This is a genomic window from Crocosphaera watsonii WH 8501, assembly GCF_000167195.1.
Classification (GTDB): Bacteria; Cyanobacteriota; Cyanobacteriia; order Cyanobacteriales; family Microcystaceae; genus Crocosphaera; species Crocosphaera watsonii.
Genome location: NZ_AADV02000040.1, coordinates 1 through 25,559, shown reverse-complemented (window position 1 = coordinate 25,559; position 25,559 = coordinate 1). Strand labels below are relative to the sequence as shown.

The window sequence follows — 25,559 nt, the reverse complement described above, 5'->3', positions numbered from 1 at the left end:
ATCGCTGGTCCTTGATTTGTTTTCATTCTCCTCAATTCTTTTCCTAAAATGAACTAGCATTGAAGATTCCAGTGGTGGCTCTTGTTGATAACAATTTAAACCTATAAAGTATTGTAGATAAGGATTTTCTCTAATCTGTTCTATAGTTTCTCTATCACTTGTTCCTAATTTTTCCTTAATAATTAATGTCCCTAATGCCATTCTAAATAGTTTGGCTGGCGCACCTTTTTCTGCTGAAAAAAGTTTAGCATATTCTTCCTCAAAATCATCCCAAGGTATCAACTCTGCCATGATTACCCAACGATTATTGGGGGACAATTTGCCCTCGAAAGGTAATTCAAATTTTTCTGGGGGCGGTAAAGGTTGCTCCTCTTTTCGATACATTTGTTCTTGACCAACAACTGGGAGGTGTTTCTACCAATTATAGCGGTTTGTAGCCGACAAAGCTGATCTTTTTTGCGATCGCGAATATGGGTGTAACCTTTTAAAGAATAGGGTTTTGCTTTTATTCAGCAAACCCTAAATAGGGATACAGAAAGTGATGTAAGTTCCTAGTAAAGGCTTAAGCCTTTACTACAAGCTTAACTAACTGTTTCTGCTAGTTGATGCTGTTTCCATAAACGTTGATAAAGGCCGGGTTGTTTAACTAACTGTTGATGTGTTCCCATCTGAACAATTTTTCCGTGATCCATAACAAAAATGCGATCTGTTTGTGCAGCAGCAGAAAGTTGATGAGAAATAAAGAAAACTGTTCTTTGTTTTCCTTGAGAAAGACTTTTAAGGATATTGGTAGCTGTTTTATTATCCACACTAGATAAAGCGTCATCTAAAACTAATACAGGGGAATCCATCAATAATGCTCTTGCTAGTGCCGTGCGTTGACGTTGTCCTCCAGATAGAGTAATTCCTCGCTCACCAACCACAGTTTCATACTGTTGAGGAAAATTTAAAATTTCTTTATGAATTTCCGCCTGTTTAGCAGAAATTTCCGTTTCAAATTGTTCTTTTAGAGGATCACCATAACGAAGGTTATTTAGGATAGTGGTGCTAAATAAAAAGCTATCTTGGGGAACATAAGCTATGATATTTCTTAAATTATTTAGGTCTAACTCTGTAACATCATAACCATCAATAAATAGTTGTTCTTGATCAATATCTAATAAACGGGTGAGACTATTCGCTAATGTTGTTTTTCCTGAACCAATAGAACCCACAACAGCAATAGTTTCTCCTGGTTCAATCACAAAATTAATGTCTTTAATAGCTGGTTTCTCTTCTCCTGGATAAGTATAGTGTAAATTTTGAGCGATAATCTTTCCTTCTATAGATGATATAGGTAAAGCGATACTATTAACTGAACTTTTGATTTTTGATTCGGTTTTAAAAATGGCTTCTACTCGATCAACACTCACCTCTCCCTGTTGATAAGCGGTGATAGTAAAACCTAGTATAGCAGTGGGAAAGACTAATCTTTCTACTAGAATAAGTAAAGCGATAAAATCCCCAATACTAATAATGCCTTGAGTAATAGCTGAACTACCAAAAGCTAATAACATCAAGAGACTAATATAAGATAATCCTTCGATCAATGGGAATAAAAAGTTACGAGTTTTAGCTAGTTCTAAATTTGACCTAAGAAGCTGACTATTTTTCTCAGCAAATGCTCGTTTTTCGTTCTCTTCCTGAGCATAAATTTTAATCAAAGAAATACCACTCATATCTTCCTGAATGAGTTGACTGATATCAGATAACTTCTCTTGTATCTGCAACTGCTGTATCTGTAATTTTTTGCTAAATACTTGTACCGCAATTAACATTAAAGGATACACCGCTACAGCCAATAAACTTAAACGTACATTAATGGTTAACATCACAGGAAGGGTTAACCCATAGGCAAAAATAGTATTGGCTAAACTTAGTAAGGCAAAGCCCACCAGACGACGAACGTTGTCCACGTCGCTAGTAGCACGGTTAATTAGGTCTCCCGACGTATTTCTCGAAAAATAAGCCGGTTCTAGGGTCAATAAATGCTCAAAGATGCCTTGTTTGATACTGAACTCCACATCCCGTCCAATGCCAAAAATCCAGAGACGAGATGGCATCCGAATTCCCCAGGAAATAGAAGCTAAAACGACCAATAAGATAACCACCCCTAAAATTTCTTGAAAAGTGAATGATTGTCTTAAATTATCGATACTATCTCGGATGAGGAGGGGTATATAGACTCCTAGCCCATTTACCACCAATAAGGCGATCATTCCGAAGACAACGTTACGCCAATGGGGACGAAGATAATTAACCAGTTTTTGGAGTCTTGAAAGTACCATACACTCAATAATTTATTTTTTAGGGATGTTTGGGGAGGAAACTGCGATCGCTAGTCAAAGTTTTAGTATTTTGTTAAGTTTCTTATCATATCTTAACAAAAAAGGATCGCTGACACTCAGCGATCCTTGTTCGGCGTTCATATGAACTATCTAAGGGAAGAAAAGATTATTTCTTACTCTGATAATATTGTGAAAAGCTTTGATAATGTGTCTCAGGGTGATAGAGATGACACTGACTTGTGATTTCATCCATTAGGGGCCAAGAAAAGCGTAATTCACACAAATAATCACCCCAATTTTCTTTTAAACTTTGATGAGCCATTCTTAAATTATAACTGGGTATTCCCGTAGAAACGTGGTGGGGAATATGAACATTAATGTCATGACACAAAATTTCCACCCAACGAGGATAGTCACAATGGACTGTACCAGATAATTGAGCTTCAGCTTCGTTCCAGTCTGCTTCTTTTTTAAAGGGAATATTAGGGACAGTATGATGAACAATGGTAAAGGTACTCATCCAAAAATGGAAGACTAACCAAGGTAATAACCAAAACTTAATCACACCCCATACTCCTAGTGTAGCGAAGGCAATGGGAAAAGCAATAATAGCAGCAACAATGACTACCAAAGAAGAAAAGCGGATTTGTTCTCGTTCTTTTCCCTCAAATGTAGTCCAGTCAAAGTGCATCTTAGCCCAGTGTACCACAGAACCAAGCCACCAAAAACGACCTCTTAACTGCCGATAGCCCCACTTTTCAAAAGCAGAAAAAGTTTCGTAAAATTCTGGCATAAAAGGGTCCCAAGCATTATCAACATCTAATTTATTGGTATGTTTATGATGATAATTGTGGAGAATACGCCAACCATGAAAAGGATAAAACAGGGGTAAAAAAATGGCGTGACCAACGAAATCATTAACCTTATTATTATTAGAAAAAGAGCGATGACCACAATCATGGCCAATGACAAATAATCCTGTCATCGCTGTTCCTGTAAAAGCCCATAAAATAGGCAATAAGTACCAAGGAGAAACCGCCAAAGCAGCCCATCCTAAAGCCACCATAGAAACGGTAAGAATCACCTTGAACCAAGCTTTACGAGGATTTTTAATAAAGACCTCTTTTGGTAGGGTTTTGATAATGTCACGTAACCGAATATTTTCATCCAGTTGAGGAGAAACAGACGGTTGAGACTGAGTGAGCAGTGATGTCATGAATAACTTAACTATAGTACAAAGTGTCAACGGGAGAGTAAGTTATGGGATTTTTCGGTGGTAAAACCGTTACAATTACTCCTAGAACCCAAAAGACGGGTGAAAAAAAGATAATATTTCCCATAACCATAACTTTAATAGTTATATCACATCATCAGGGACATGGGGAACATCGAGAATCGAAAATTATATTTCCTAGATTCTAGATTAGCTGGTTTGTAACTATTTTGGGTTCTCTCTAGATGTTAGCTAGAAAGGTAAATATTGATTTTATTGCTTCGAGAAAAAATTAAATTATGAACCATTTAGTAACAGTGGAACTAGACAATAAACTCAGAAAAATATACTTAATAAAATCCTTGTCACATTTTTTAAAGAGTCAAAGAGACTCAAAACAGTTAAAATAGAAAGAGTCACTCATGATCTGACTAAGCAATGTAAAAAAAAAAGCCAGATTAGTACCGCATATAGTATTTATTGCAATGGTCAAAACTCCGATTTCACCTGCCCAAAAAGTTTCCAAACTAGAGAACATTAAAGAACACAGTAACTTTTTAAGAGAGCCTCTGGCAAGCGAGTTATTAGAAGATACTAACCGTTTTAGTCAAGATGCCATTCAAATACTCAAGTTTCACGGTTCTTATCAACAATATAACCGAGATAAACGAGCCAAAGGACAAGAAAAAGATTATCGAATGATGCTCCGCACCCGTAACCCGGGGGGGTTTATCTCCGCGCAACTCTACTCAACCATAGATGGTCTCAGTGACGAATATGGGAATAATACCCTACGAGTCACCACCAGACAAGGACTGCAAATACATGGCATTTTAAAGAAAAATCTTAAAGCATCCATCTCTGCCATTGTCAAGAGCATGGGATCAACTTTGGGAGCCTGTGGGGATATCAACCGTAACGTCATGGCCCCACCAGCACCCTTGAAAAATCGCCCTGACTATGGATATGCTTGGGAGTACGCCGATAAAATAGCGGATCTACTGCGACCCCAAAGTAACGCCTATTACGAAATTTGGTTAGATGGAGAAAAAGCCATCAGCGTCGAGGAAGATCCAGAAGTCACAGCCGCCCGTCAACGGAATATCAATGGCACTAACTTTGAAGAGGGAGAAGAACCCCTATACGGTCAGCACTATATGCCCCGTAAATTCAAATGTAGCGTTACCGTACCGGGGGACAACTCCATCGATCTCTACACCCACGATGTCAGCTTAGTAGTGATCACCGATGACAGTGGGGAGTTATTGGGCTTTAACGTTTTGACTGGTGGGGGTATGGGGCGCACCCACAACAGAGAAGAAACCTTCCCCAGATTAGCCGATCCCCTGGGCTATGTGGCCAAAGAAGATGTTTTCGATCTCATGAAAGCCATCTTAGCCACCCAAAGAGACTACGGCGATCGCGTCCAACGTCGTCACGCTCGCATGAAATACCTGATCGAAGATTGGGGAATAGACAAATTTAGGAGCCAAGTAGAAGAGTATCTAGGCAAGGCTCTAGAACCCTTTAAACCCCTTCCCCCTTGGGAATATAAAGATTTCCTCGGTTGGCACGAACAAGGGGACGGTAAGCTATTTTTGGGCATATCCATCGAAAATGGTCGTATTCAAGATCAGGGAGATTTTCGGCTGAAAAGTGCGCTACAAAAGATTACCAAAGAATACTCCCTGCCCATGCGTTTAACGGCTAATCATAACCTCATTTTCTACGAAATTAACCCTATTGATCAAGCCGATATAGAGAGCATTTTACTCCACTGTGGTATTGTCAGCGACCCCGAAAAAATAGACTCCTTAACCCGTTATTCCATGGCCTGTCCAGCATTGCCCACTTGCGGACTAGCCGTAACCGAGTCAGAAAGGGCATTACCAGGGATTTTAGAACGTATTAACAACGTTTTAGCCCGTGTCGGTTTAGCAGGGGAAGAAATAGTCATCAGAATGACAGGCTGCCCCAACGGTTGCGCCCGTCCCTACATGGCAGAATTAGGGTTTGTCGGTAGTGCGCCCGAAAGCTATCAAGTCTGGTTAGGGGGTGATGCCAACCAAACCCAACTGGCTCAACCCTACATCGATAAATTACCTGACAAAGATATCGAGAGCTTTCTCGAACCCTTATTTGCTTATTTTAAGCAAGACAAAACAAAGCAAGAGACATTTGGGCAATTTTGTCAACGAGTAGGCTTTGAGGCACTGAGAACCTTCTCAGAAAATTACACCCCGCCCAAACCCCGTAGGGTTCGCAAAAATCAACATAGAGTTAGTGTTCAAGATGCCATGTTTGCCCGTCTCAAACAAGCCTCCCAAGACGAAAAACGACCTATGAATCAAATTGTGCAACAAGCATTAGAAGCCTATTTTGCTGAGGAATAAATGCTTTTATCGAAAATAGTTGGGTCTAAAACCCCGTCTTTTAAGGCGCATAGTTTTTGAAGCAGAGCATAAATCTCTGTTTCAAAAACAACTTCTGACTTCTGACTTCTGACTTCTGACTTCGTTAAGGGGGGAATATGGCTAGATATCCCGACTTTTCGCAATACAACTACCAAATTAAACAAGTATTGGGCAAAAATACTACGGGAGGAAGAGTTACTTATCTCGCCTCCCATCTCGGTAACAAAAAAACAGTGGTCATTAAACAATACCAGTTTGCGAAAATCGGCCACGAAAGTATTTACCGCGCCCATCAAGGGGAGATTCGTATCTTGCGATCGCTGAATTTAGCCACTATTCCCCGTTATCTCGACTCCTTTGAAACCCCCAATGGCTTTTGTTTAGTTCAAGAATATAAACAAGCGAAGTCCTTGGGGCAAGTCGAAGATTTAAGCCCCGAAGAAATTAAACAAGTTGCCCTCAATATTCTCGAAATACTCATCTACCTGCAACAACAAAATCCCCCGGTAATTCATGGGGATATCAAACCCGATAACATTTTAATTGAGAGAGACTTGGGGTTAAAAGTTTATTTAATCGACTTTGGCTTTGCGAGGATGGGGAGTGCGGATCTGGGCATGAGTAGCAATATTCGGGGTACTGTGGGGTTTATGCCCCCCGAAGAAATGTTTAACCATCAACTCACCACTGCTTCTGATCTTTATAGTGTGGGGGCAACCTTAGTTTGCCTGTTGACTGGTACCTCAAGCCAAAATATCAACCAATTAATCGCCTCTCATAGTTATCAACTTCATTATCAAAACTTACTCCTCCATCTTCATCCCCGTTTTAGAGCATGGTTAGGGAAAATGACCGCATCCAAGCCCAGCGATCGCTTTGCCAATGCAGAGAGCGCATATCAGGCATTAGAACCCTTGAGCGTTGAAGGAAAAGGAGGGGTTTTGCCCTGGCCAATATTAGAGAGATATTCTCTAAAATACCTAATTTTAGCGGTGGGTTTTCTGGTGGCCATAGCTTTAGTGGGTATGGCAGGGTTAAACTATTGGCAAGGACGCACAGTCAGACAGTTATTGGCAACTAGAGACTGTCAGGGTTGCTATTTGCCCTATCTAACTCTACGAAAAGGAAATTTGATGGGGGTTAATTTAGCCGAAACCAACTTGAAAGATTCTAACCTGAGAGACTCTAACCTCGCTCAGGCGAACTTAAGAGGGGTTAATCTCAGAAATGCTTACTTAAAAGGGATTAATTTACAAGGAGCAAACCTACAAGGGGCTGATTTGCAGGGGGTTAACCTGATAGAGGCGAACTTACAGGGGGCTAATTTAGAAGGAGCCAACTTAGAAGGAGCAATTTTAAATGGAGCTAATTTGAGCCAGACTAATTTAAAATTTGCTAGGTTAATCAATGCTAAACTAAAATACACAAGGCTTGTTAAAAGTAATTTACAAGGAGCTAATTTAGGGGGTGCCAATATGGAAGGTGCTAACCTAGAACAAGCAATATTACCTAGTGGTAGCTTCTCTGAGTAGTCTTTATCTTTAATGTGGCCAGAGGACTCCCGTTACAGTGTCAATACTAACGCAAAAGTTAATTGGAGGTAAAGAAATGATCAACGTAGGTAAAATTCTAGTTTTTCTGGCCATAGGCATTGTCGTAGCCAAATTTGTAGCATCATTCTTCGGAAAAGGGAATATTCCTTGGCTAAATAAATTGGTGACGCTAATTTTATTTACATTTATAGGTTTTGAAGTGTATCAGATTGGTCAACTATTAGTTAATAAACCGTAAATATTTGAGGGGGAATTATGGTATCTCAAGGAATTTACACCCTAGCCAACGATGTAGTTTACGATCAGCTAATTGCATTACTCAACAGCATCGAAATTCATGTTAGTTCTTCACTTCCCATTTGTATTATTCCTTACGATGACCGTTTAGATAAAGTCAAAAGTGAGATTAAAAATAGACCTAATTTGAGTTTCTTTGATAATCAAGAATCAATTAACATATGGGAAGACTTTGCTCATAAAGTATGGGAAGCTCATCCCAGAAATAAAGAAAGTAAAGCGAGTCGCCCTAAATGGTATAAAGGTCATTTACATCGTAAATTTGTGGCTTTTGATGGTGAATTTGATACCTTTGTTTTTTACGAAGCTGATAATTTAGCCATGAAATCTGCCGAGGATGTGTTGACAAAATTGGAAGAGTATGATTTTGTTTTTGATGATTGGGAACATCGTAAACCAACGGAAAACACAGCCCTAAATCTTCCTATTATAGAGGCCAGTGGTTGTTACACAGAGGCAGAAGTTAGGCCGAAGATTCACGATGCTAGTTTTTTCGCTTCCAAATAAGGATTATTTCCTCCTCAAGAATTAGCAGAATTAGAAGAAAAATTAATTAGTAAAAAAGAAGTAGAATGGATTAATAGAATTGGCTGGTGGGATGATGTTTTTCTCTACAACTACCTTACTTTGCGTAGCGAAAGACCTATTTATAATTTTACCCAAAGTCCCAATGGACAAGATAGAACAGGAAATTGTGCCGATGCTGATCCCTTTGTCAATGTGGATAATGTCCTTTACAATGAGCAGGGATTAAAACCAATTCATCGTATTCATTACATGAATTATTCTTCAGCAGATTTTGCTCGTTTATGTCAAGGAGAAGACGCAAATATTAACTATAAAGATATATTTTTACACTATCGTTTCTTGAAAAATCCTGAGCAAAAACCAACTCAATTAGTTCCGCCCAATTCCCTCACGAAAGCAACCAGAAAACTACAAGGAATTATGGGAAAATTTAAGCGCACAATCTCCTAAAATATTATGGCTAAAGTAAGTGTTTGTATTCCCACCTATAAACGTTCTCATTATCTAACTTATGCGGTAAATAGTGTTCTTAATCAAACCTATTCGGACTTTGAATTAATTATCTGTGACGACGGTTCTCCCGATAATACTCCCGAGGTTGTAGCAGGGTTACAGGATAATAGAATTCGCTATATTCGTCATGAGAAAAATATAGGAAGAAGTCGCAATATGCGTTCAGGTTTTGAAGCATCTCAAGGAGACTATTTTATTAAATTTGATGACGATGATGCTTTGACTCCAGAGTTTCTAGAAAAAACAGTCAAAATATTAGATGAAAATTCCCAAGTTGATTTTGTTTGTAGCAATCACTGGATCATTGATAAAGATAGTCAAAGGGTAGAATCAGCGACAAAAGAAAATACCATTCGTTGGGGAAAAGATAGACTTAAAAAAGGTGTAATTGAAGACTTAGATTGGCAAACTTTTTATTATCAAAGTTTACAAGTAGGGTCAACTTTATTCCGTTATTCTTGTTTAAAAGAAGTGGATTATATGGACCCAAAAGCAGACGGATGCGAGGATTTTGACTTATTAGTTAGATTAGCATTAATTAATAAAATAGGGTATTTTTTACCCGAGTATTTAATGGAATATCGTTTTCATGGAGGACAAACCAGTTTAGGACAAAATTTACACTTTTTGGAAGCTAAAGTATATTGCATAGAAAATTATCAATTTCCTGATCAAGAACTAGAAGAAAAAAGAAAGATAAAATTAGCTCAAACCCAACAAAACTTAGGATTAAGATTCATAGAAAAGGGACAAACATCAGAAGGGAGAGAACTTTTAACTTTGTCAAAACAGGTTTTAGGAGACTCGAAAAGAACAAATTTAGGTTTATTACTGTCTTACTTACCTCTTAATTTACGCCAATTAATTTTAAAACAATTTCGTCAATTGAAACCAAAGGATTATACAGAAAAAGTTCGTTCAAAAAATAATAATTCTAACTTTTAGTTAGATAAAAATAGAGATAAAAGGCTCAAGAGTAGCCTTTTTCTCCCTATTTCCTAATCATTCAAGAAGAGGCTAAAGTAATAACCGTTAACTCAGGGGGACAGAAACATCGTCCTGGAAAATAAGTTCCCAAACCCCGATTAATATAAAGCTGATTTCCTCGAACATGATGCCATCCTTGATGCCATTGCCAGTTTTTAAGAATTCCGGAACAATGGTTAATATAGGGGATACATCCTCGTAATTGTGGAGGTATGTGTTGACGAACTTGTTGTAATAACATTAAACCTGGGCCAAAACCAGGGATAACAATTTGTCCCCCATGGGTATGACCAGACAACTGTAAATCTACACGCCAACGTTGTAAAATGGTGGCAGTGTCAGGATTATGGGACAAGACTAGACGAGGTTTAGACGGAGAAAGTTTGGACATAGTAGGTTCAGGGTTGAACTCTTTGGACCAAAAATCTGCTAAGCCAACGATGGGTAGATTATCCCCCAACGGACTAACAATTTCATTCCAGAGGACTTTAACGCCCACTTCTGTTAAAGCTTCTGTGATTTTTGGTTTACCATGAGCATATAAATAGTCATGATTTCCCAAGACAGCATAAGTACCCACTCGACTTTGCAGTAATTTTAACTTAGGGGCTAAATCATAGATTGTGTTGGGTTCGTTGGTAATGTAGTCTCCGGTTAGAACAACGAGATCCGGCTTTTCCTCGTTGCTTAAGGCGATCGCTTGAGTGAGTAATTGGGGGGATAAACACACTCCGTCATCATGCAAATCAGAAAGTTGCACAATTTTTGTTCCTTCTAAGAGAGAAGATAATCCCTTAATGGGAATGGTTAACCTTTCTACTCTCAAAGATTCGCTTAAAATAGGAGGAAGCATGAGTAAAAAATGCGTGTGTGAGATCAGTAGTCTTACTTCTCACCATAGCTAGAGATTAAAACGACCTCTAAAATTGACGCTATTGTTATAAGGTTTATAGGGTTATAAATTGGGGAGGATGTGGATGGTTCCGATACATCTTGTTCAACTCTGTCAAATCATGCTCAAACCAATTGGTTAGCCATTGAGAATAAGTTTCAATGAGTAACTCTGCATCTTGATTAACTAATTGAACGATTAAATGTCCTGCCATGATTCCCGACATGATTGCTTTTAAAACACCGTGAGAAGAAGCAGGATCGAGGACACCAGCAGCATCCCCGACTAAAAAATAACCTCGTCCTGCACAGGGAGAAACTAAACGCCATGTAACATCAGCAGATCGGGTTTTATACTTAGTTACCATGCCCTGAAATGCTTCAGGTTTCCAGTCAGAAGCAAGACGTTGCTCTGAAAAATTTAAGCGAGTCCATTGATAAAGATAGGGCTGAATTTTAGCTCTCCAAGTCCATCCTAATTGATCGGCAATTATTGCAGGTCTTTGATTTTCAATTAAACAATTTCCTTCAACATAGCCATAATAAGCGATTAAACGGGACGAAAAAAAATTTATTTTTAACCCCAATTTTTTCCCTAACCAATGTTGTCCTCCTGCTGCATCCACAACAAATCGAGATCGATAGTCTCCTTTAGAGGTGGCTACACCTATCACTTTCTCACCATTGATTAGAGGACGTAAAGCCCGACAAGGATGAATCACCTCAACACCTAATGCTTTGGCTCGTTCTAATAAAATCCCATCAAATGTCCCTCGCCAAGCTTGAAAACCCAACCAAGGACCCTTTTGATCCGAACCAAAAGGGATAAATATAAATTCCCCAGCATTGTTCCATTGAACTCAGATTCCGTCATGACGGATAAAATTGGCCTCTCGTATTTGTTGAGCAACCCCCAAGGTTTCCAAAAGCGTTTCTATGCCAGGGTGTAAAGTTTCTCCAGGACGATCACGAGGAAAAATACGAGACTCTAAGACAGCTACCTTAAGTCGGACTACTACAACCGGTTGCCCTCGAAGCCAATGTTCAACAGCAACTGGCAACAGCCAACCTCGAAGAGAGAATAAAGCTCTATCAAACCTATGATCTCTGGCACGAAAATTTGGATACTTTAGCTACCATGAGGCGATCGCAGCCTCAAAATTCTCGCGCATCCCAACAACTGGGACAGTTATTACAATCGGTGAAGTTAGACCCCAGTATTGGGCAACAACCCTTACTAGGGATACAAACCCTCACTTCACGTCGTTAGCTACGATAAAAAAGGGATGTGAAGAAAAATTGCGGTAAAACCAGCATTCTTCGCCAACGCCAAGGCTCTTGATAGAGTCGATATAGCCATTCTAGGTTATTGTTCCTTAACCAACCAGGGGCGCGACTTTTTGTCCCCGACCAAATATCGAAACTGCCTCCAACCCCCACCCAAATAGACTGAGGACACAGGTTTCTATTCTCACGAATCCATACTTCTTGGCGAGGAACCCCTAACCCCACCAAAATTAAGGGAGGTTGTTGGGCTTTGAGGGTGTTTTTCCAGGCTTCCTCTTCTTCTGGGGAGAGATAGCCATGAGCAGTAATAATATTCACTTCGGGGAGTTTAGCCCGCCATTGGGTAGCGGCCGCTTCCGTTACCCCTGGTTTACCACCATAAAAAGCAATCGGATTATTTTGACCATTGTTGGCCAACCCTTCGATTAAAGACTGGGCCAGTTCGATACCTGGACAACGTTGCTGTTGTTTTCCCCTCATTTTCAAATACAGAACCACACCAGCCCCATCAGGAATAACTAAATCCGCTTCTTTAACAATTTGAGCCACTAAAGGATCTTTTTTGGCTAACATGGCCATTTCTGCGTTAATAGTGACTACATGAACCCCTTGATCTTTTTGGAGACATTGCAGCAACCAATGGGTATAGTTATCGGATAAGTTAACCGGTAAACCGAGAACGGAAAAGGTTTTAAGCATGACTTTTGGTTGAGGGAGTTAGGGGGTGACTGGGTGACTGGGTGACTGGGTGACTGGGAGAGGGGGGGAGTGTGGGGAGTGTGGGGAGTGTGGGGAGTGTGGGGAGACGGGGGAGTTTAATCTTTAGAACGACCAATCTTAGGAGAAATAATCAAACCAATTAACCCTAACCAAGCTAAACCACTAATCCAGTTAGCCCAGGCTAACCCATGAAAGGTTGTCTTAATGGTGTAAGTACCTGGTTTGAGATCCAAACTGGTTAAATTATAGTCGTGATGATGAACAGCAAATGGCCTTTGAGAAGGCTGTCCATTCACCCGAACTTTTAGCATATCGGGATAATATAATACGGGTAACTGAACAATATTTGCTTCTTCTGTCACCGTGATTTCACACACCGTACTGACTCCCTTTTGCTCACAGTTAGGTTCTGTTTCGCTGACAGGCATTAAAGTATTCTTAGCTAACATTCCGTCTAAATATAATCTTTTGACTCGAATATTCAAGGGTTGGCCATCATGGGTTGCTCCATTGACCACGAATTTTAGGCCAAAATCATTTTTAGAATCGTCAAGGGGTGGAAGAGGTACCTTTTCTTTCAATTCACGGGAAACCAGAGGGAAAGAAGCGATAACCTTACCATCAAAATGAACTTCTAAAGCCGCAGTATTGGCTATTCTTTCTAGGGGAACTTCTCCTTCGATGAAAATAACAGGATTTTCTCCTTCTTCCCAAGCTGGATAACGTAATTCTGCGTCTAAAATTAGGGGATGGTTAACAAAAGTATTCCAAGTGCCATATCCAGGAATCCAATCGGGACTTAAAAGGGGTAATTCTGCTTTACCGTATAAAGTCCTGATGGGGGGACGATAGAGATAGTCTAAGGCACCGGAATAGCGGAATAAGGGTTCTTGTTTTAATTGATCAACGGTTAAATTACCTTTAGGTGCCGGGAGCCAAGGACGACTGGCTAAGACAATAACCAGAATACCAATAATTAAATGACGGCGATCGAGTCTTCTCCGAAAGATTAATACCATAGCGTAGGCGGTTAATAAAGAACCTGCCCACATCACATGGGTGAGAAAACGAAAGGTGAACTGAGTTACCCACAATTGACGGGGTAAAATACTCCAAATATCAACAGGACTCCAAGTTAAAAATAAAGATACACCAAATACCCAGAGCAACCCTAACATATAGGGGCGAGTTTCTTGCAATTTGGGGGGTAAAGAGGGAGCAAAATAATGATAGTACATAGTCACACCCCAAGCTGCTAATAAAATCCATCCTATTGCCGGATGTAACCCATAGGTACCAGCTAAACCGCTTTGTGAAGGTTCCGGGGGTAAGGAAGTGGGAGACAGTAAATTGGCAAGGGGTGTATAAGTATTGGTACTAAAAGGATTAATAACTTCGAGTTGTCTGCGAATAGAAAGATAAGGAGAAATAAAAACAACTGGTGCTAGGAAATAGAATCCCAGTAGCCATCCTAAACCGTAACTTTGAAAGGGAGCAATTAAACGCTTGAAGCTGAAGTCTGTTTTTCTGGTTTGGATAATAACAACTAGGGCTAAAAGACCAATGAATAAGCTGCCATAGACAAAGGTAATGATATGGGTGACTGCTAAACAAAACCAACTAATTGAACTGATTATTAAATAACGTCGTTTTCCTGTTAAGTAGCACTGAATGACATAGTATAAAACAACCGGTAAAATCCCCTGGGCAATGGCTTCTGTAAAGGCTCCTCTCGCATGAATATTATTCAATAAATAGGGAGCGGACATATAGGCTATTCCGCCTAAAATACTGGCAATACGAGATTTTGTTAGTTGATAACCTAAGCGATAAGTGTAAAATCCTCCGATGATTAAAGCAAGGATAATTACTAATTTATAGGCTTCGTAAGGATTGTTTGGGGTGACTAATTTATAAAACCAACCCCCGATAAAGTAAGGAAGTTGACTATAAAATTGAAAGCCTGGATAACGCCAACTGTTGCCTTCAAGGGGTGCAACTCTTAGGGGAAATTGACCTTCAATAATAGCGGTTCTTGCTTGAGCAACATAACCAACATGGGAAGCTGTATCACCAAACATCCCATTAATGATTCTTGATGAGGCCATTGGTGCCATTAATGATATGGCTACCACGGTATATAGTATTGCGATCGCTATTGAAATACGATGCTTATATAGCCATTCATTTAGGGTTTCTATTATGTCTTTTGGGGTCATATAACTAAAAAATATTAACTAATTTTGTAAATAAAAATAATATCATTTCGAGAATAAATAGGTTTATTATTGCTTAAAAAATTCCAATTTTCAGCAGCAATAGGATTGGTTTCTCTTTGGACATAAATTTTTTGTTTTACGGTACTGTCAATGAGTAGATATTGATGAGGAAGTTGAGTAATGGTTTCTGTTTCTGGATTAAATCTAGATTGAGCATAATAGGATTGAATATTGATGGGATAGTCTTGGATCTTAGTTAACAAGTCAAGGTATTGAACAAAGCCAATATTAACACCGAAAAGTTGATAAGTAATGGTGTTATCGTTATCCTTTGGTAGTAATTTATGGGTTAGCAGGTATTCTACTCCATGTTCTGTTTCTTGTCCCCAGTTAATGGTTGAATCATCCGCTAATTTCCATTTTTCTTGGTTCCATAGTGGGTTAACGTAGCTCAAAGATTGGGGTATTCCTAGCATTCCTAAGTAAACGTAAAGGGTCAATCCTCCTAGTAAGACGTATTTTTGCCATTTATGTTTCAAGAAGACTGTTAAACTTGCAATTAATAGATAAACAAATACAATAATAGGATAGAAATATCGATAACCAATGATAAAACGACTATCTTTAGTCAACCAAAAGTAAATCAGAGGATAAGCAGTGCCTAAAATTATTAAGGGTAAGTTTTGTCTATTAATATAATTTTTAATTACCTGTCTTTGATAAGTTAGTGTATAAATTAGAATTGAAAAAGTAAATAGTCCGAGCATAAACAGACCAGGGTTTTCCTTAAGCCAAAAAATTTTAACTAAATATTCTAGGGAAGTAATTGATACAAAGTCTCCATTCCAAAAAGGTTCTCTGATTCCTCCTGCTGTACTTAAATTCATCTTAATACCATCAATAAATACCCATATTTTATCAAATATGGATTTATTCGTTAATTTACCAAATGCCCAATTATACATAAATACAATTAGAAATAATTGTGCAAATAAGCTTGAAAACGTGAGTAATGAAAAGTTAATCAAACCACTTATATTTTTTTTCTTAAACAGCTTAAATCCTATCACCGTACAAGTTCCTATGGTGATAGGGAGTAAAATTAAATTACTAAACTTAGAACTAATTGCCACAAATAGACAAAAAGTAAAAACAATAAAATGAATTTCTAACAATCGATTTTCTCCATTGATTAAGCTCTGATAAATAACCATCAAAGTGAGAATAGATAACAAAGCAAATACACTAACACTAACATCGAAAGCTATCAGAAAATTATGACTATAAAAAGTTGGTGAAAGAACATATAAAATAGCGAATATAACAGAAACCTTCTCAGGCATTTTCTTGAAAATAAAAGTATATAAATAGAGCCAGAAAAAAATAAAACTATTAAAAAATAAATGGGGTAGTCTTAGATTAAATAAGAGTTGATGAAAATTATTAGACTTCTCCATCAAGAGATTGTACCCTAAATTAAAAGCAGCTAAGCGAGCCTCGATACTTTCTTCGCCACTAATAATATTAATACTAGGAACTTCTAGATTATAGTCAGAATAAAATATATTAAGAATGAGAGAATTAATCAACTTAAAAAAAAGAGGATGTTCTTGATTTAATCCTAACCCTTGAGTATAAGCATAAGCAGCCCCAATATAAGCAGACTCATCTGAAGTTATTGATGTATTTAACATCAAATATAAACCTATACTATAATAAATAACTATCAAAAAAATAAAAAACAGTTGTGGAGGAAGCTGCTTAAAAATTAGATATTTAAACTGCATAAATAAACTTTAGGTCAAAATCAAGGTCAATAAAAATGAATACCACAACTCAGTCATTTTGTCAAGATTAAAAAATTTTTTCTAGATAATTAGGATGAAACAGGAACTTTATTCATAGGTTGAGGAGTCATAAGGAAGAGAGATAAAAGCTTAATCCTCTATAATAAACTAATTAATACAATGATTGAGAATTGCTTAATAGCTGGAGAGGAAGGTGCGATTCGTTTAGCTAGAAAGCCTGTACTAAATACAGGTGTGTAGCTAGTCTAGAACCTAGAAAACTAGATAACTGTTGGTTTGTTGGCTAAAGGAGCCACACTCGGAATCAAGGGAGCAATCCTAAGAGTGACAACTTAACCCTCCGTTTTGGACTTAGTAAACTCAGGATGGAAGCAGGGTTAAAAGGGGAACCCGTCATGAAACAGCATGGCAAGTCGTTCCTCCAGTCAATTGGTCACGGTTAAGCATTACGCTGAATCATCGTCCTGAACCCTCAAGACCTCCAAGTAGCCAAATCTGTTCGACAGGCTGCGTTCAAAAGAACAAGGTGAAAAGTGGAGTTTTCTTCGTAACATCCACAACGATTCCTAAAAGTAACCTGGGGGAGAGATGAAACCTAAAACCAATACACCCAAACCAACGGAACGAATTAAGTCCATGACTGCTCTTACCATCAGGTCGATGATGTAAGTAGTGACAAACTTAAGCGCAAGGGTCATGGATGTGAGAAGCAATTAAGAAGCAAATGCCTATTTGTAATGAATATGGATAAGCTGACGTATTGCTGGTTAATTAGAAGAAATAGTCTCTATTAGAGGTAGTTAAATGTCGAATGCGAGTATAACCAAGACTACGCCAGAATGGAACACCATAAACTGGGCAAAAGTCCAGAGGAAAGTGTTTAAGCTTCAAAAAAGAATATTTCAAGCTGTTAAATCAGGTAATAAAGTCAAAGCTAAAAAGCTTCAGAAGTTACTGTTAAAGTCACATTACGCAAAGCTCTTAGCCATTCGCAAAGTGACCCAAGACAACCAAGGTAAGAAAACTGCTGGAGTTGATGGGAAAAAGTCATTACGACCTAACCAAAGATTAAAGTTAGTTAACGAACTAAGGTTAAAAGGTTACAAAGCCAAGGCACTCAGACGGGTTTGGATACCTAAACCTGGAAGAGATGAAAAACGTGGACTGGGGATACCCACCATGAAAGATAGAGCAATGCAAGCCTTAGTTAAATCAGCCTTAGAACCATACTGGGAAGCCCAATTTGAGGGTACATCTTATGGCTTCCGTCCAGGCAGAAGCGCACAAGACGCTATCAGTAGAATATTTTTAGCAATAAAAACGAATGCAAAATATGTTCTAGATGCAGATATCGCCAAATGCTTCGACAAGATTAACCATGATTACCTACTGTCCAAAGTAGATTGTCCACACAACATCAAAAGAATCATTAAACAATGGTTGGAATGCGGTGTAATGGACAAGGGCATTTTTGAGGAAACAGATTCAGGTACACCTCAAGGTGGTGTAATAAGTCCGTTATTGGCTAACATTGCACTACACGGAATGATAATAGACATAGAAAATCACTTCCCCCGTACAAAACGGAGAGAAGATGGCAGTCTTAAACAGGGATATAAACCCAAAATCATCCGCTACGCCGATGATTTCGTAATTCTTCATACAGATTACGATGTTATTCTACAATGTAAAAATCTAGTTGCACAATGGTTAGAAAAAGTCGGATTGGAACTAAAACCAGAGAAGACTTCCATAAGACACACTCTAAAAAGTATTGTCCATAATGGTAAAACCATTGAACCAGGCTTCGATTTCCTTGGATTCAATATTAGGTCATACCCCAAGGGTAAACACCACTCTAGTAAAACAGGTGGAAAAAATGCACAACTAACTGGATTCAAAACACTAATCAAGCCAAGCAAGAAAAAAATACTAGCTCACCATGAGGCAATCAAAGAGGCCATCAAGGCCAACAAGAAAGCCCCACAAAAAGCATTAATCACAAGATTAAATCCCATAATCCGAGGATGGTGTAATTACTACCGAAATGTTTGCAGTAAGAAAACATTCAAATCCGAAGACAACATATTATGGAATATGCTTAGAGCTTGGACAGTAAGCAGGAAAAAGAAAGAGACACCATTGATTAAAGCTCTTAAAAAATATTTCTCATACGGAAAACACGGATTCTGGACATTCCAAACAAAAGGAGCAGTCCTCTATCACCACGCCGAAACAGGAATATTGAGACACACATGGGTTAAACCTGAAGCTTCACCCTATGACGGAAACTGGACTTACTGGAGCAAAAGACGAGGTACATATTCTGGGACACCAACAAGAGTCGCAAAACTCTTAAAGAAACAAAAAGGTATATGTCCTCAATGTAAGCAATACTTTACACCTGAAGACTTGATAGAAGTTGACCACATTATCCCCAAATCGAAAGGTGGAAAGGATACCTACAACAATCTTCAAGCTCTACATCGTCACTGTCATGATGTCAAAAGCAAAAATGACTACCTCTACGATTGGTTAGAAAATGGCTATGAATGGAAAGACGATGTGTTAACAGTACCTATGACAAAGGACTAATTGCCGAGAGCCGTGTGAGGTGAAAGTCTCATGCACGGTTCGGAATGGGAGTCGTGGTAGGTGACTACCACTTCGACCCCTAATCTAGTGAAATTATCAAAAACCAACCACAAACACAACAAATTCCTATTATCATTTTGAGTGCTTATTCTCAAGAAGAAAAAGAAATAAATATCAAAGATATTAGTCACTTTTTTCTGAAAAAGCCCATCACCCGTGTTCAACTTCTACTAACATTGAAAAAACTTTTTCCGTTTACAGAAATAAAACCTATAACCACTGTTGCTGAAGACAATATCTCCAAATTACCTTTGATATCTATGCCAACCTCTCCCGAATTATTAGCAAAACTTCACCAACAAAAGGCAAAAGTATGGCATAATTTACGAAAGACGATGATCACCAAAGAGCTACGTCAATTTTCTCGACAGTTACAACGATGGGGAGAAGAATATCATTGTCAGACATTGATCGACTATGCTAACTGTCTAAAAAAGCAGCTACAAGAATTTGATAGTGACAAATTAGCCAAAACCCTAGAGAAATTTTCTAATCTGGTGCGATCGCTACAATAATAAGTTAATCAACCAATGTTCACTAATTATCTCAGAAAAATGAAGACTTTACACCCTTTCAACCCTGAAAAATTTTTGATTTTAGTTGTAGATGATATGCGCATAAACCGGCAACTATTAATTGAAATTCTAGATACAGCAGGTTATGGAACAACTTTCGCTATCTCAGGGAAACAAGCACTAGAACGGGTGAAAGTGACAGAAATAGACTTGATTTTGTTAGATTTAATGATGCCAGAAATAAATGGAATCGAAGTGTACAAACTACTGAAAGAAGATGAAAACACGGCACACATTCCTGTCATTTTTTTAACTGCTGTTACGGAAACTAATAATGTACTTAATGCTTTTGAGGCAGGGGCAGTTGATTATGTAACTAAGCCTTTTAGGACTCCGGAACTTTTAGCGAGGATTAAAATACATTTAGACCTAAAAAGAACTAAAGATGAGTTAGAAAAAGCCTACGAACAAATGAAGCGCATTGCTGCGACAGATGAATTAACAGGTATTGCCAACCGTCGTTCAATTTTTAACTTTGGTAAATAAGAATTTGCCCTTAGTCAACGCTATAAATCTCCTTTTTCTTTGCTAATGATCGACGTTGATAAATTTAAAACAATTAACGATACTCATGGTCATGATGTGGGAGATCAGGCTCTAAAAATGATGGTCAATATTACCTTAAAATGCCTTCGTCAAGTAGATTATATTGGAAGACTGGAAACTGAAGAAGATGCCCTAAGAAAAAAGGTTTGTTTGAGACAATTAGGAAACAATGGAGAAACTTTAGCCCAACAAAACGATTTAGAAGTACATTTAGGGAGATTAGGGGGAGAAGAATTTGTGGTTATTTTGCCCCACACCGATCTAAAAGGGGCTTATATAGCAGCCCAGCGTGTCTGCAAAGCCATGACTGAGGAAAGTTTGCAGGTAGAAGATAAAACTGTTAACATTACGGTTAGTATTGGCGTAGCTACCTATGACCAACAAGATAAAAAAATGGATGATGTCCTTAAACGGGCTGATTCGGCTCTTTTTGCGGCTAAAAGAAACGGGAGAAATCAGGTAGCAATTATGCACAATGAGAAGTTAACAATTGGTAAATAGCTGTTCATAATGGACAATGAATAATGGATAATTCCTTAACTAGAAAGTTAGTTTTAATTTTGACTCTTGGTGTCTTTTTAAATCTAGGCAACAATCACCTAGTAATTGCTGCTACTCTAGAAGAGATTAAAGAGAGAGGAAAGTTGCTTGTTGCTGTTAAAGATAATATTCGTCCTTTAGGTTTTCTAGACCATAAAAATCAATTACAAGGTTTAGAAATCGATTTAGCGAGACAATTAGCTCAAGATATTTTGGGTGATCCCCAAGCTCTTATTTTACAACCAGTTAGTAATCAAGAACGTCTGCAAAAAGTGATCGATGGAGAGGTGGATCTAGCGATCGCCAGAGTCACTATTAATAGCTCCCGTGGACGCTTAGTTAATTTTAGCCCTTACTATTATTTAGATGGCACAGGTATTATTACCAACAATGGTCGCATTCGCGCTGTAGATCATCTCCGGGAGTCAAAAATCGCTGTTCTTGAGGGATCTAGTACCATTGCTGTTATCCGTGCTGAGCTTCCCCAAGCAAAACTGATCGGGGTTAAGTCTTATCAAGAAGCCATGACTTTACTTGAGACAGAAAAAGTGGAGGCTTTTGTCGCTGATAATAGCATTTTAACGGGTTGGGTACAGCAATACCCCCAATATTATCGCCTGCCAGTACGTTTATCTGGGGAAGCATTAGGGGTGGTGATGCCGAAAGGATTGCAGTATGCTAGTTTACGAAGTCGTATTAATCAGGCCATTGGTCGTTGGAAAGCGTCTGGATGGTTGGCTGAGCTTCTGGAGCGTTGGGGACTTCCCTGAACTACCCCAACTAATACTAAATCCCATTTAGATACCCCTTTTGTCTTGCTAGTTGAGGAGGGTGGGGAGTGTGGGAAAGGTGGGGAGTGTGGGAAAGGTGGGGAGTGTGGGAGAAAGGAGAGCAAAACTATAAAGAGGTTTTGACAATCGGATTTGGTATAAGCTACGCTTCTGATAGTAGGAACTTCTGACGAGAAAAAATCACCACATATTGGAATGCAGTAATTATGAATGAAGTATTGCCAATTGTTTATTTATCGGGGATTGTTATTTTTTTGGGAGGATTAGCAGTTTTTCTCTTCCTACAAATTATTAAAACCCGTCGCACAGAAAATCGGTTCTATAAGTTACAGAAAAAGCTACAAAATGAAAAAGGAACCGCCGAAGAGTATTATGAGTTAGCTAGTTTATATCTGGATAAGAAGTTGTATGTCCAAGCTGTTAATCTTCTACAAAAAGGGTTAAAAACTGGCAAAAAACTTGAACCTGAAAATAAGGCTTTGATGTACAATGCTATGGGGTTCGCTTATTTTTCTCAAGAACAACTTGATCTGGCTATTCGTAATTACAAAGATGCCATTAAACTCTATCCTGATTATGTTATCGCTCTTAACAATTTAGGCAACGCTTATGAGAAAAAGCAAATGATTTCTAAAGCAGTTGAAGCCTATGAGGAAACCTTAAAATTTGATGAGGATAACAAGATCGCTAAACGTAGGGCTGACTTATTACGTAAACGTCTAGTTACCTCTAATTGAAATACTCCCCCAAAAACAAGTTACCCGCCTACGGAGGCGGGTTAATCAGTGTACAAAGGATATGGACTCCTAGAAATCTAAATGAATTGGTTAGATAGTGACTAACTAAAGTGTGTACTGACTCACAATGCTTTTTCTAAGACTCAACATCCTCTTTCCGACTCAGGTGTTGATCATGGCCGTTACCCTAACACCTCCTTAAAAAATAGCCTAAAAAGTTGCGGGCAATACCATCGTGTCTTTTACTGAATGTTGGCATTAAAAACACTGCGTCGATTTGAGTAGATGGTACAAACTCCCATCGATCTTTTTTGAGAAGCTTGGTGTACTTCTTTGTACCTGTCTTAATACTAGCATTAACCTTAGAAAAATTCTTAATTTTCTTTACAAAACTTCAAGATTAATTCGATTAACCTGAGTTCGATATAAGGAAATTTATAAACAACTGGTCAAAATCAAGAGTCTTAAACCCTGATTATCTCATGGAAAAAACTCCGAACTCCGAACTCCGAACTCAGGTTACCAAGGAAGACGACTTCCATCCCAAGAAAAGAATTGTCCTGTATCATTTTCTGTTAAGTTATCAATAATATTTAATAGTTGATTGACGGTTCTTTCCACAGAAAATAACTTTTCTGGGGGAACATTTCTTTGAAAAGGTTTAGATAAGTCTGTATCTGTTGTCCCTGGATGTAAAGCAACCACAATAGTATGGGGACAAGTCCTTTTATATTCAATAGAAATATTTTTCAGGAACATATTAAGGGCTGTTTTCGAGGCACGATAACCATACCAACCCCCAAGATAGTTATCACCAATGCTGCCAACTTTCGCACTAACAGCAGCAAAAACACTAGGCTCAGAATGACGAAAAAAAGGTAAAAAATATTTAGCTAATAAAACTGTTGCAGTACTATTAATTTTAAAATATGTTAATAAATTTTCGCTGTTAATATGACGAAGACTTTTTTCTGGTTTAATATTACCTTTTTGGAGAAAGCCAACACAGTTAACTAATAAGTGAATATCAGATATTTCATTTTTTAATTGTTTAGCTAAATTATCAATTTGTTCTTCATGGGTAATATCTAACTGTAATAGATTAAGAAATGAAGAATACTCTAACTGTAACTTAAATAAATCTCCTGCTGTTTCTTGATCTCGATAAGTTGCATAAAGTTTAATATTATTTTTTTGTTCTAGGAGCATTTTAACAAAGCCAAAACCAATGCCCCTCGATGCTCCTATAATAAGAATATTTTGCTGTGTGGGTGAGGTATTCATAAGTGAGATATAGTATTTATATTAATACATAAAAAGTAACCCAGCCTTCTATGCCGTAATAAGCAGTTAGATAATCAAAGACTAGAAGGACATAAAAAAGCTAGTTGACAATCTTGACAATTAGGCTTTCTTGCCTTGCAAATTTGCCGGCCGTGATAAATAATCCGAATGGAAAAGTTTTCCCAGTCTTTTTGTGGCAATAGGGGCATTAAATCTTTTTCTATTTTAACAGGATCAGTAGCTTTTGTTAACCCTAGTCTTTGACTTAAACGCTTAACGTGGGTATCCACTGTCACCCCTGCATTGATGCCAAAAGCATGAGCTAAAACCACATTTGCTGTTTTTCTAGCAACTCCAGATAATAATAATAACTCTTCCATAGTTTGAGGTACTTTGCCATTAAAATCTTTGACAATTTTTTGACAAGCTCCTTGAATATTTTTCGCTTTATTCCGATAAAAACCAGTGGAACGAATTAAGGTTTCTAATGTTTCTCTATCCGCATTAGCCAAAGCGATCGCATCAGGAAAGCGAGCAAATAATTCAGGAGTTACTTTATTAACCCGTTCATCGGTACATTGTGCTGATAATATAGTAGCCACTAATAATTGAACAGGACTGTCATAAGTTAAACTACAAGTAGCATCAGGATAAAGTTCTTTAAGAATAGTAAGAATTTTTAAGGCTTTTTGTTTTTTAGACGTTTTCATCTCAGTGTTTATATATTTTTCAGCCCACCTACTTAGGAATTTTAGGGGGACACCAAAAGAGATTTTTGCTGGATACTCCCAAGGAGTCAAGAATTGAACGTACTACCTCAGTACAGTGCATCCAGTAACCCAAATCCTCATACATATGATCAGGATTGAGATATAGATCATAATGCACCACATTGGTCAATTCCGCTAACTCTTCACTAGGTTGAGGAGAAATGATCAAAATCCGAAATGGCTTCCCTTGACACTTCTCTTCGAGTTTAGCAATAAAATCCTTAATTTGTTCTTTATCGACCATTCCTGTACGAATAAAAAGAACTTCATCACAATGGTTTAAGGTGTACAAAAATCGTTGCGATCGCCCTTCATAACGGTAGCGCATTCGTTCATAAACAGGAGAGAAATCATAAAGAGGATCGTCCATTTCCTCTATTTCGTGAGCAAAAGATAACCCCGTCCATTTGCCATGATAAATTCTTGCTTCTTCATGATTATAGTGAAGAAAATCGGGATTCCACATATCAAAAAAACCGTTTTCTATAATATCAGTTACATCGCTAAGATTAGTAGTTCTTGTTAAATCGAATGGATAAGCCGGCCCGTCATATTCCATTTTATGTAGAACCATACGAATAGCACAGCGATCGCCAATAGGGAGAATGGCCACACGGTTGATTTCCGATAAGGGACACTGGTATTTAAAAGAGAGAGAAGATAACGGAGGCACTTTCACTCTGCTTTCCAAACCATCTGCGCCGATCATCATAGTACGAAAGGGTAGATCGGGGTTAAGTACATCGGTGTAGACCCCTGAAACCTGTCCTTTCAGTGCTTGACGTACTTCCTTCCACATGGGTTGAAGATTATATTCGTGGTTTGATTCGTTGATTATTCGCAGAAGACTCTCTTCTTGTTTAAGAATAGTTATTTGTCCATCGTAAAAGAGAAACTGGGAACT

At 38.2% G+C, this 25,559-nt stretch carries 23 protein-coding genes and 1 pseudogene; 12 read left to right on the top strand and 12 right to left on the bottom strand.

Going from position 1 to position 25,559, the window contains the following annotated elements; genetic code table 11:
• The 3 genes from CWATDRAFT_RS17330 to CWATDRAFT_RS17320 all read right to left on the bottom strand — a co-directional run.
• The coding region (locus CWATDRAFT_RS17330) for an IS5 family transposase (RefSeq protein WP_007306245.1) at window positions 1-384 on the bottom strand (384 nt) is incomplete at its 3' end.
• 197 nt (window positions 385-581) lie between these two features.
• The gene (locus tag CWATDRAFT_RS17325) at window positions 582-2,327 is read right to left on the bottom strand and encodes an ABC transporter ATP-binding protein (RefSeq protein ID WP_007306244.1); all 1,746 of its coding nucleotides are present in this window, start codon (window positions 2,325-2,327) and stop codon (window positions 582-584) included.
• Window positions 2,328-2,493: 166 nt separating this feature from the next.
• The gene (locus tag CWATDRAFT_RS17320; RefSeq protein ID WP_007306243.1) at window positions 2,494-3,543 is read right to left on the bottom strand and encodes a fatty acid desaturase; all 1,050 of its coding nucleotides are present in this window, start codon (window positions 3,541-3,543) and stop codon (window positions 2,494-2,496) included.
• 482 nt (window positions 3,544-4,025) lie between these two features.
• Here CWATDRAFT_RS17320 and sir point away from each other — a divergent pair, with 482 nt between their 5' ends.
• The 5 genes from sir (at window position 4,026) to CWATDRAFT_RS17290 (ending at window position 9,790) form a co-directional block, all read left to right on the top strand.
• Complete coding sequence (gene sir / locus CWATDRAFT_RS17315; protein ID WP_007306246.1) at window positions 4,026-5,933, top strand: sulfite reductase, ferredoxin dependent; 1,908 nt, start codon at window positions 4,026-4,028, stop codon at window positions 5,931-5,933.
• A gap of 137 nt (window positions 5,934-6,070) precedes the next feature.
• On the top strand, window positions 6,071-7,486 hold the full coding sequence (locus tag CWATDRAFT_RS17305) for a serine/threonine-protein kinase (protein ID WP_007306247.1): 1,416 nt from the start codon (window positions 6,071-6,073) through the stop codon (window positions 7,484-7,486).
• Window positions 7,487-7,762: 276 nt separating this feature from the next.
• Window positions 7,763-8,311 carry a hypothetical protein gene (locus tag CWATDRAFT_RS40010; protein WP_007306248.1) on the top strand — a complete coding sequence of 183 codons (549 nt, stop codon included), beginning with the start codon at window positions 7,763-7,765 and terminating at the stop codon, window positions 8,309-8,311.
• A 120-nt stretch (window positions 8,312-8,431) separates the two neighbouring features.
• Window positions 8,432-8,782: a hypothetical protein gene (locus tag CWATDRAFT_RS40005; protein WP_007306249.1), complete on the top strand. Its 351-nt coding sequence runs from the start codon at window positions 8,432-8,434 to the stop codon at window positions 8,780-8,782.
• 6 nt (window positions 8,783-8,788) lie between these two features.
• Window positions 8,789-9,790 (top strand): glycosyltransferase family 2 protein, encoded by a 1,002-nt coding sequence (locus CWATDRAFT_RS17290; protein WP_007306250.1) that lies wholly within the window; start codon window positions 8,789-8,791, stop codon window positions 9,788-9,790.
• A gap of 61 nt (window positions 9,791-9,851) precedes the next feature.
• On the opposite strand, the gene CWATDRAFT_RS17285 is transcribed toward CWATDRAFT_RS17290, so the two are convergent.
• The 3 genes from CWATDRAFT_RS17285 to CWATDRAFT_RS38630 all read right to left on the bottom strand — a co-directional run bounded on the left by CWATDRAFT_RS17285 (window position 9,852) and on the right by CWATDRAFT_RS38630 (window position 11,784).
• On the bottom strand, window positions 9,852-10,685 hold the full coding sequence (locus tag CWATDRAFT_RS17285) for a metallophosphoesterase (protein ID WP_007306242.1): 834 nt from the start codon (window positions 10,683-10,685) through the stop codon (window positions 9,852-9,854).
• Between the two features lie 94 nt (window positions 10,686-10,779).
• Window positions 10,780-11,517 (bottom strand): NAD(P)/FAD-dependent oxidoreductase, encoded by a 738-nt coding sequence (locus CWATDRAFT_RS17280; protein ID WP_007306241.1) that lies wholly within the window; start codon window positions 11,515-11,517, stop codon window positions 10,780-10,782.
• Between the two features lie 66 nt (window positions 11,518-11,583).
• Window positions 11,584-11,784: a hypothetical protein gene (locus CWATDRAFT_RS38630; RefSeq protein WP_050018361.1), complete on the bottom strand. Its 201-nt coding sequence runs from the start codon at window positions 11,782-11,784 to the stop codon at window positions 11,584-11,586.
• On the opposite strand from CWATDRAFT_RS38630, the gene CWATDRAFT_RS33950 reads away from it, so the two are divergent.
• Window positions 11,778-11,993: a DUF928 domain-containing protein gene (locus CWATDRAFT_RS33950; RefSeq protein ID WP_081450978.1), complete on the top strand. Its 216-nt coding sequence runs from the start codon at window positions 11,778-11,780 to the stop codon at window positions 11,991-11,993. The two genes, CWATDRAFT_RS38630 and CWATDRAFT_RS33950, sit on opposite strands and share 7 nt — an antisense overlap.
• Here CWATDRAFT_RS33950 and CWATDRAFT_RS17275 read toward each other — a convergent pair.
• The 3 genes from CWATDRAFT_RS17275 to CWATDRAFT_RS17265 all read right to left on the bottom strand — a co-directional run bounded on the left by CWATDRAFT_RS17275 (window position 11,990) and on the right by CWATDRAFT_RS17265 (window position 16,736).
• Entirely contained in the window at window positions 11,990-12,709 is a 720-nt protein-coding gene (locus tag CWATDRAFT_RS17275; RefSeq protein WP_007306240.1) for a WecB/TagA/CpsF family glycosyltransferase, read from the bottom strand. The two genes, CWATDRAFT_RS33950 and CWATDRAFT_RS17275, sit on opposite strands and share 4 nt — an antisense overlap.
• Window positions 12,710-12,825: 116 nt before the next feature.
• Window positions 12,826-14,949: a 6-pyruvoyl-tetrahydropterin synthase-related protein gene (locus CWATDRAFT_RS17270; protein ID WP_007306239.1), complete on the bottom strand. Its 2,124-nt coding sequence runs from the start codon at window positions 14,947-14,949 to the stop codon at window positions 12,826-12,828.
• 14 nt (window positions 14,950-14,963) lie between these two features.
• A complete protein-coding gene (locus CWATDRAFT_RS17265) occupies window positions 14,964-16,736 on the bottom strand; it encodes a hypothetical protein (protein WP_042711736.1) in 1,773 nt (590 codons plus the stop codon).
• Window positions 16,737-17,561: 825 nt separating this feature from the next.
• On the opposite strand from CWATDRAFT_RS17265, the gene ltrA reads away from it, so the two are divergent.
• The 6 genes and pseudogenes from ltrA to CWATDRAFT_RS17240 all read left to right on the top strand — a co-directional run bounded on the left by ltrA (window position 17,562) and on the right by CWATDRAFT_RS17240 (window position 22,601).
• Window positions 17,562-19,352 (top strand): group II intron reverse transcriptase/maturase, encoded by a 1,791-nt coding sequence (gene ltrA / locus CWATDRAFT_RS17260; protein ID WP_007306251.1) that lies wholly within the window; start codon window positions 17,562-17,564, stop codon window positions 19,350-19,352.
• A 137-nt stretch (window positions 19,353-19,489) separates the two neighbouring features.
• Window positions 19,490-19,927 carry a hypothetical protein gene (locus CWATDRAFT_RS17255; RefSeq protein WP_007306252.1) on the top strand — a complete coding sequence of 146 codons (438 nt, stop codon included), beginning with the start codon at window positions 19,490-19,492 and terminating at the stop codon, window positions 19,925-19,927.
• A gap of 39 nt (window positions 19,928-19,966) precedes the next feature.
• On the top strand, window positions 19,967-20,473 hold the full coding sequence (locus CWATDRAFT_RS41850; RefSeq protein WP_412093231.1) for a response regulator: 507 nt from the start codon (window positions 19,967-19,969) through the stop codon (window positions 20,471-20,473).
• A 15-nt stretch (window positions 20,474-20,488) separates the two neighbouring features.
• Window positions 20,489-21,034, top strand: a pseudogene (locus CWATDRAFT_RS41845) (GGDEF domain-containing protein); the annotation flags it as partial.
• A 23-nt stretch (window positions 21,035-21,057) separates the two neighbouring features.
• The gene (locus tag CWATDRAFT_RS17245) at window positions 21,058-21,843 is read left to right on the top strand and encodes a transporter substrate-binding domain-containing protein (RefSeq protein WP_007306255.1); all 786 of its coding nucleotides are present in this window, start codon (window positions 21,058-21,060) and stop codon (window positions 21,841-21,843) included.
• A 227-nt stretch (window positions 21,844-22,070) separates the two neighbouring features.
• The gene (locus CWATDRAFT_RS17240) at window positions 22,071-22,601 is read left to right on the top strand and encodes a tetratricopeptide repeat protein (protein ID WP_007306256.1); all 531 of its coding nucleotides are present in this window, start codon (window positions 22,071-22,073) and stop codon (window positions 22,599-22,601) included.
• Between the two features lie 519 nt (window positions 22,602-23,120).
• Here the strand turns inward: CWATDRAFT_RS17240 and CWATDRAFT_RS17235 are convergent.
• From CWATDRAFT_RS17235 to CWATDRAFT_RS17225, 3 genes are all read right to left on the bottom strand, one after another.
• Window positions 23,121-23,885 (bottom strand): SDR family NAD(P)-dependent oxidoreductase, encoded by a 765-nt coding sequence (locus CWATDRAFT_RS17235; RefSeq protein ID WP_007306237.1) that lies wholly within the window; start codon window positions 23,883-23,885, stop codon window positions 23,121-23,123.
• 74 nt (window positions 23,886-23,959) lie between these two features.
• Window positions 23,960-24,595 (bottom strand): endonuclease III, encoded by a 636-nt coding sequence (gene nth, locus CWATDRAFT_RS17230; protein ID WP_007306236.1) that lies wholly within the window; start codon window positions 24,593-24,595, stop codon window positions 23,960-23,962.
• Window positions 24,596-24,623: 28 nt separating this feature from the next.
• The coding region (locus CWATDRAFT_RS17225) for a DUF1796 family putative cysteine peptidase (RefSeq protein ID WP_007306235.1) at window positions 24,624-25,559 on the bottom strand (936 nt) is incomplete at its 5' end.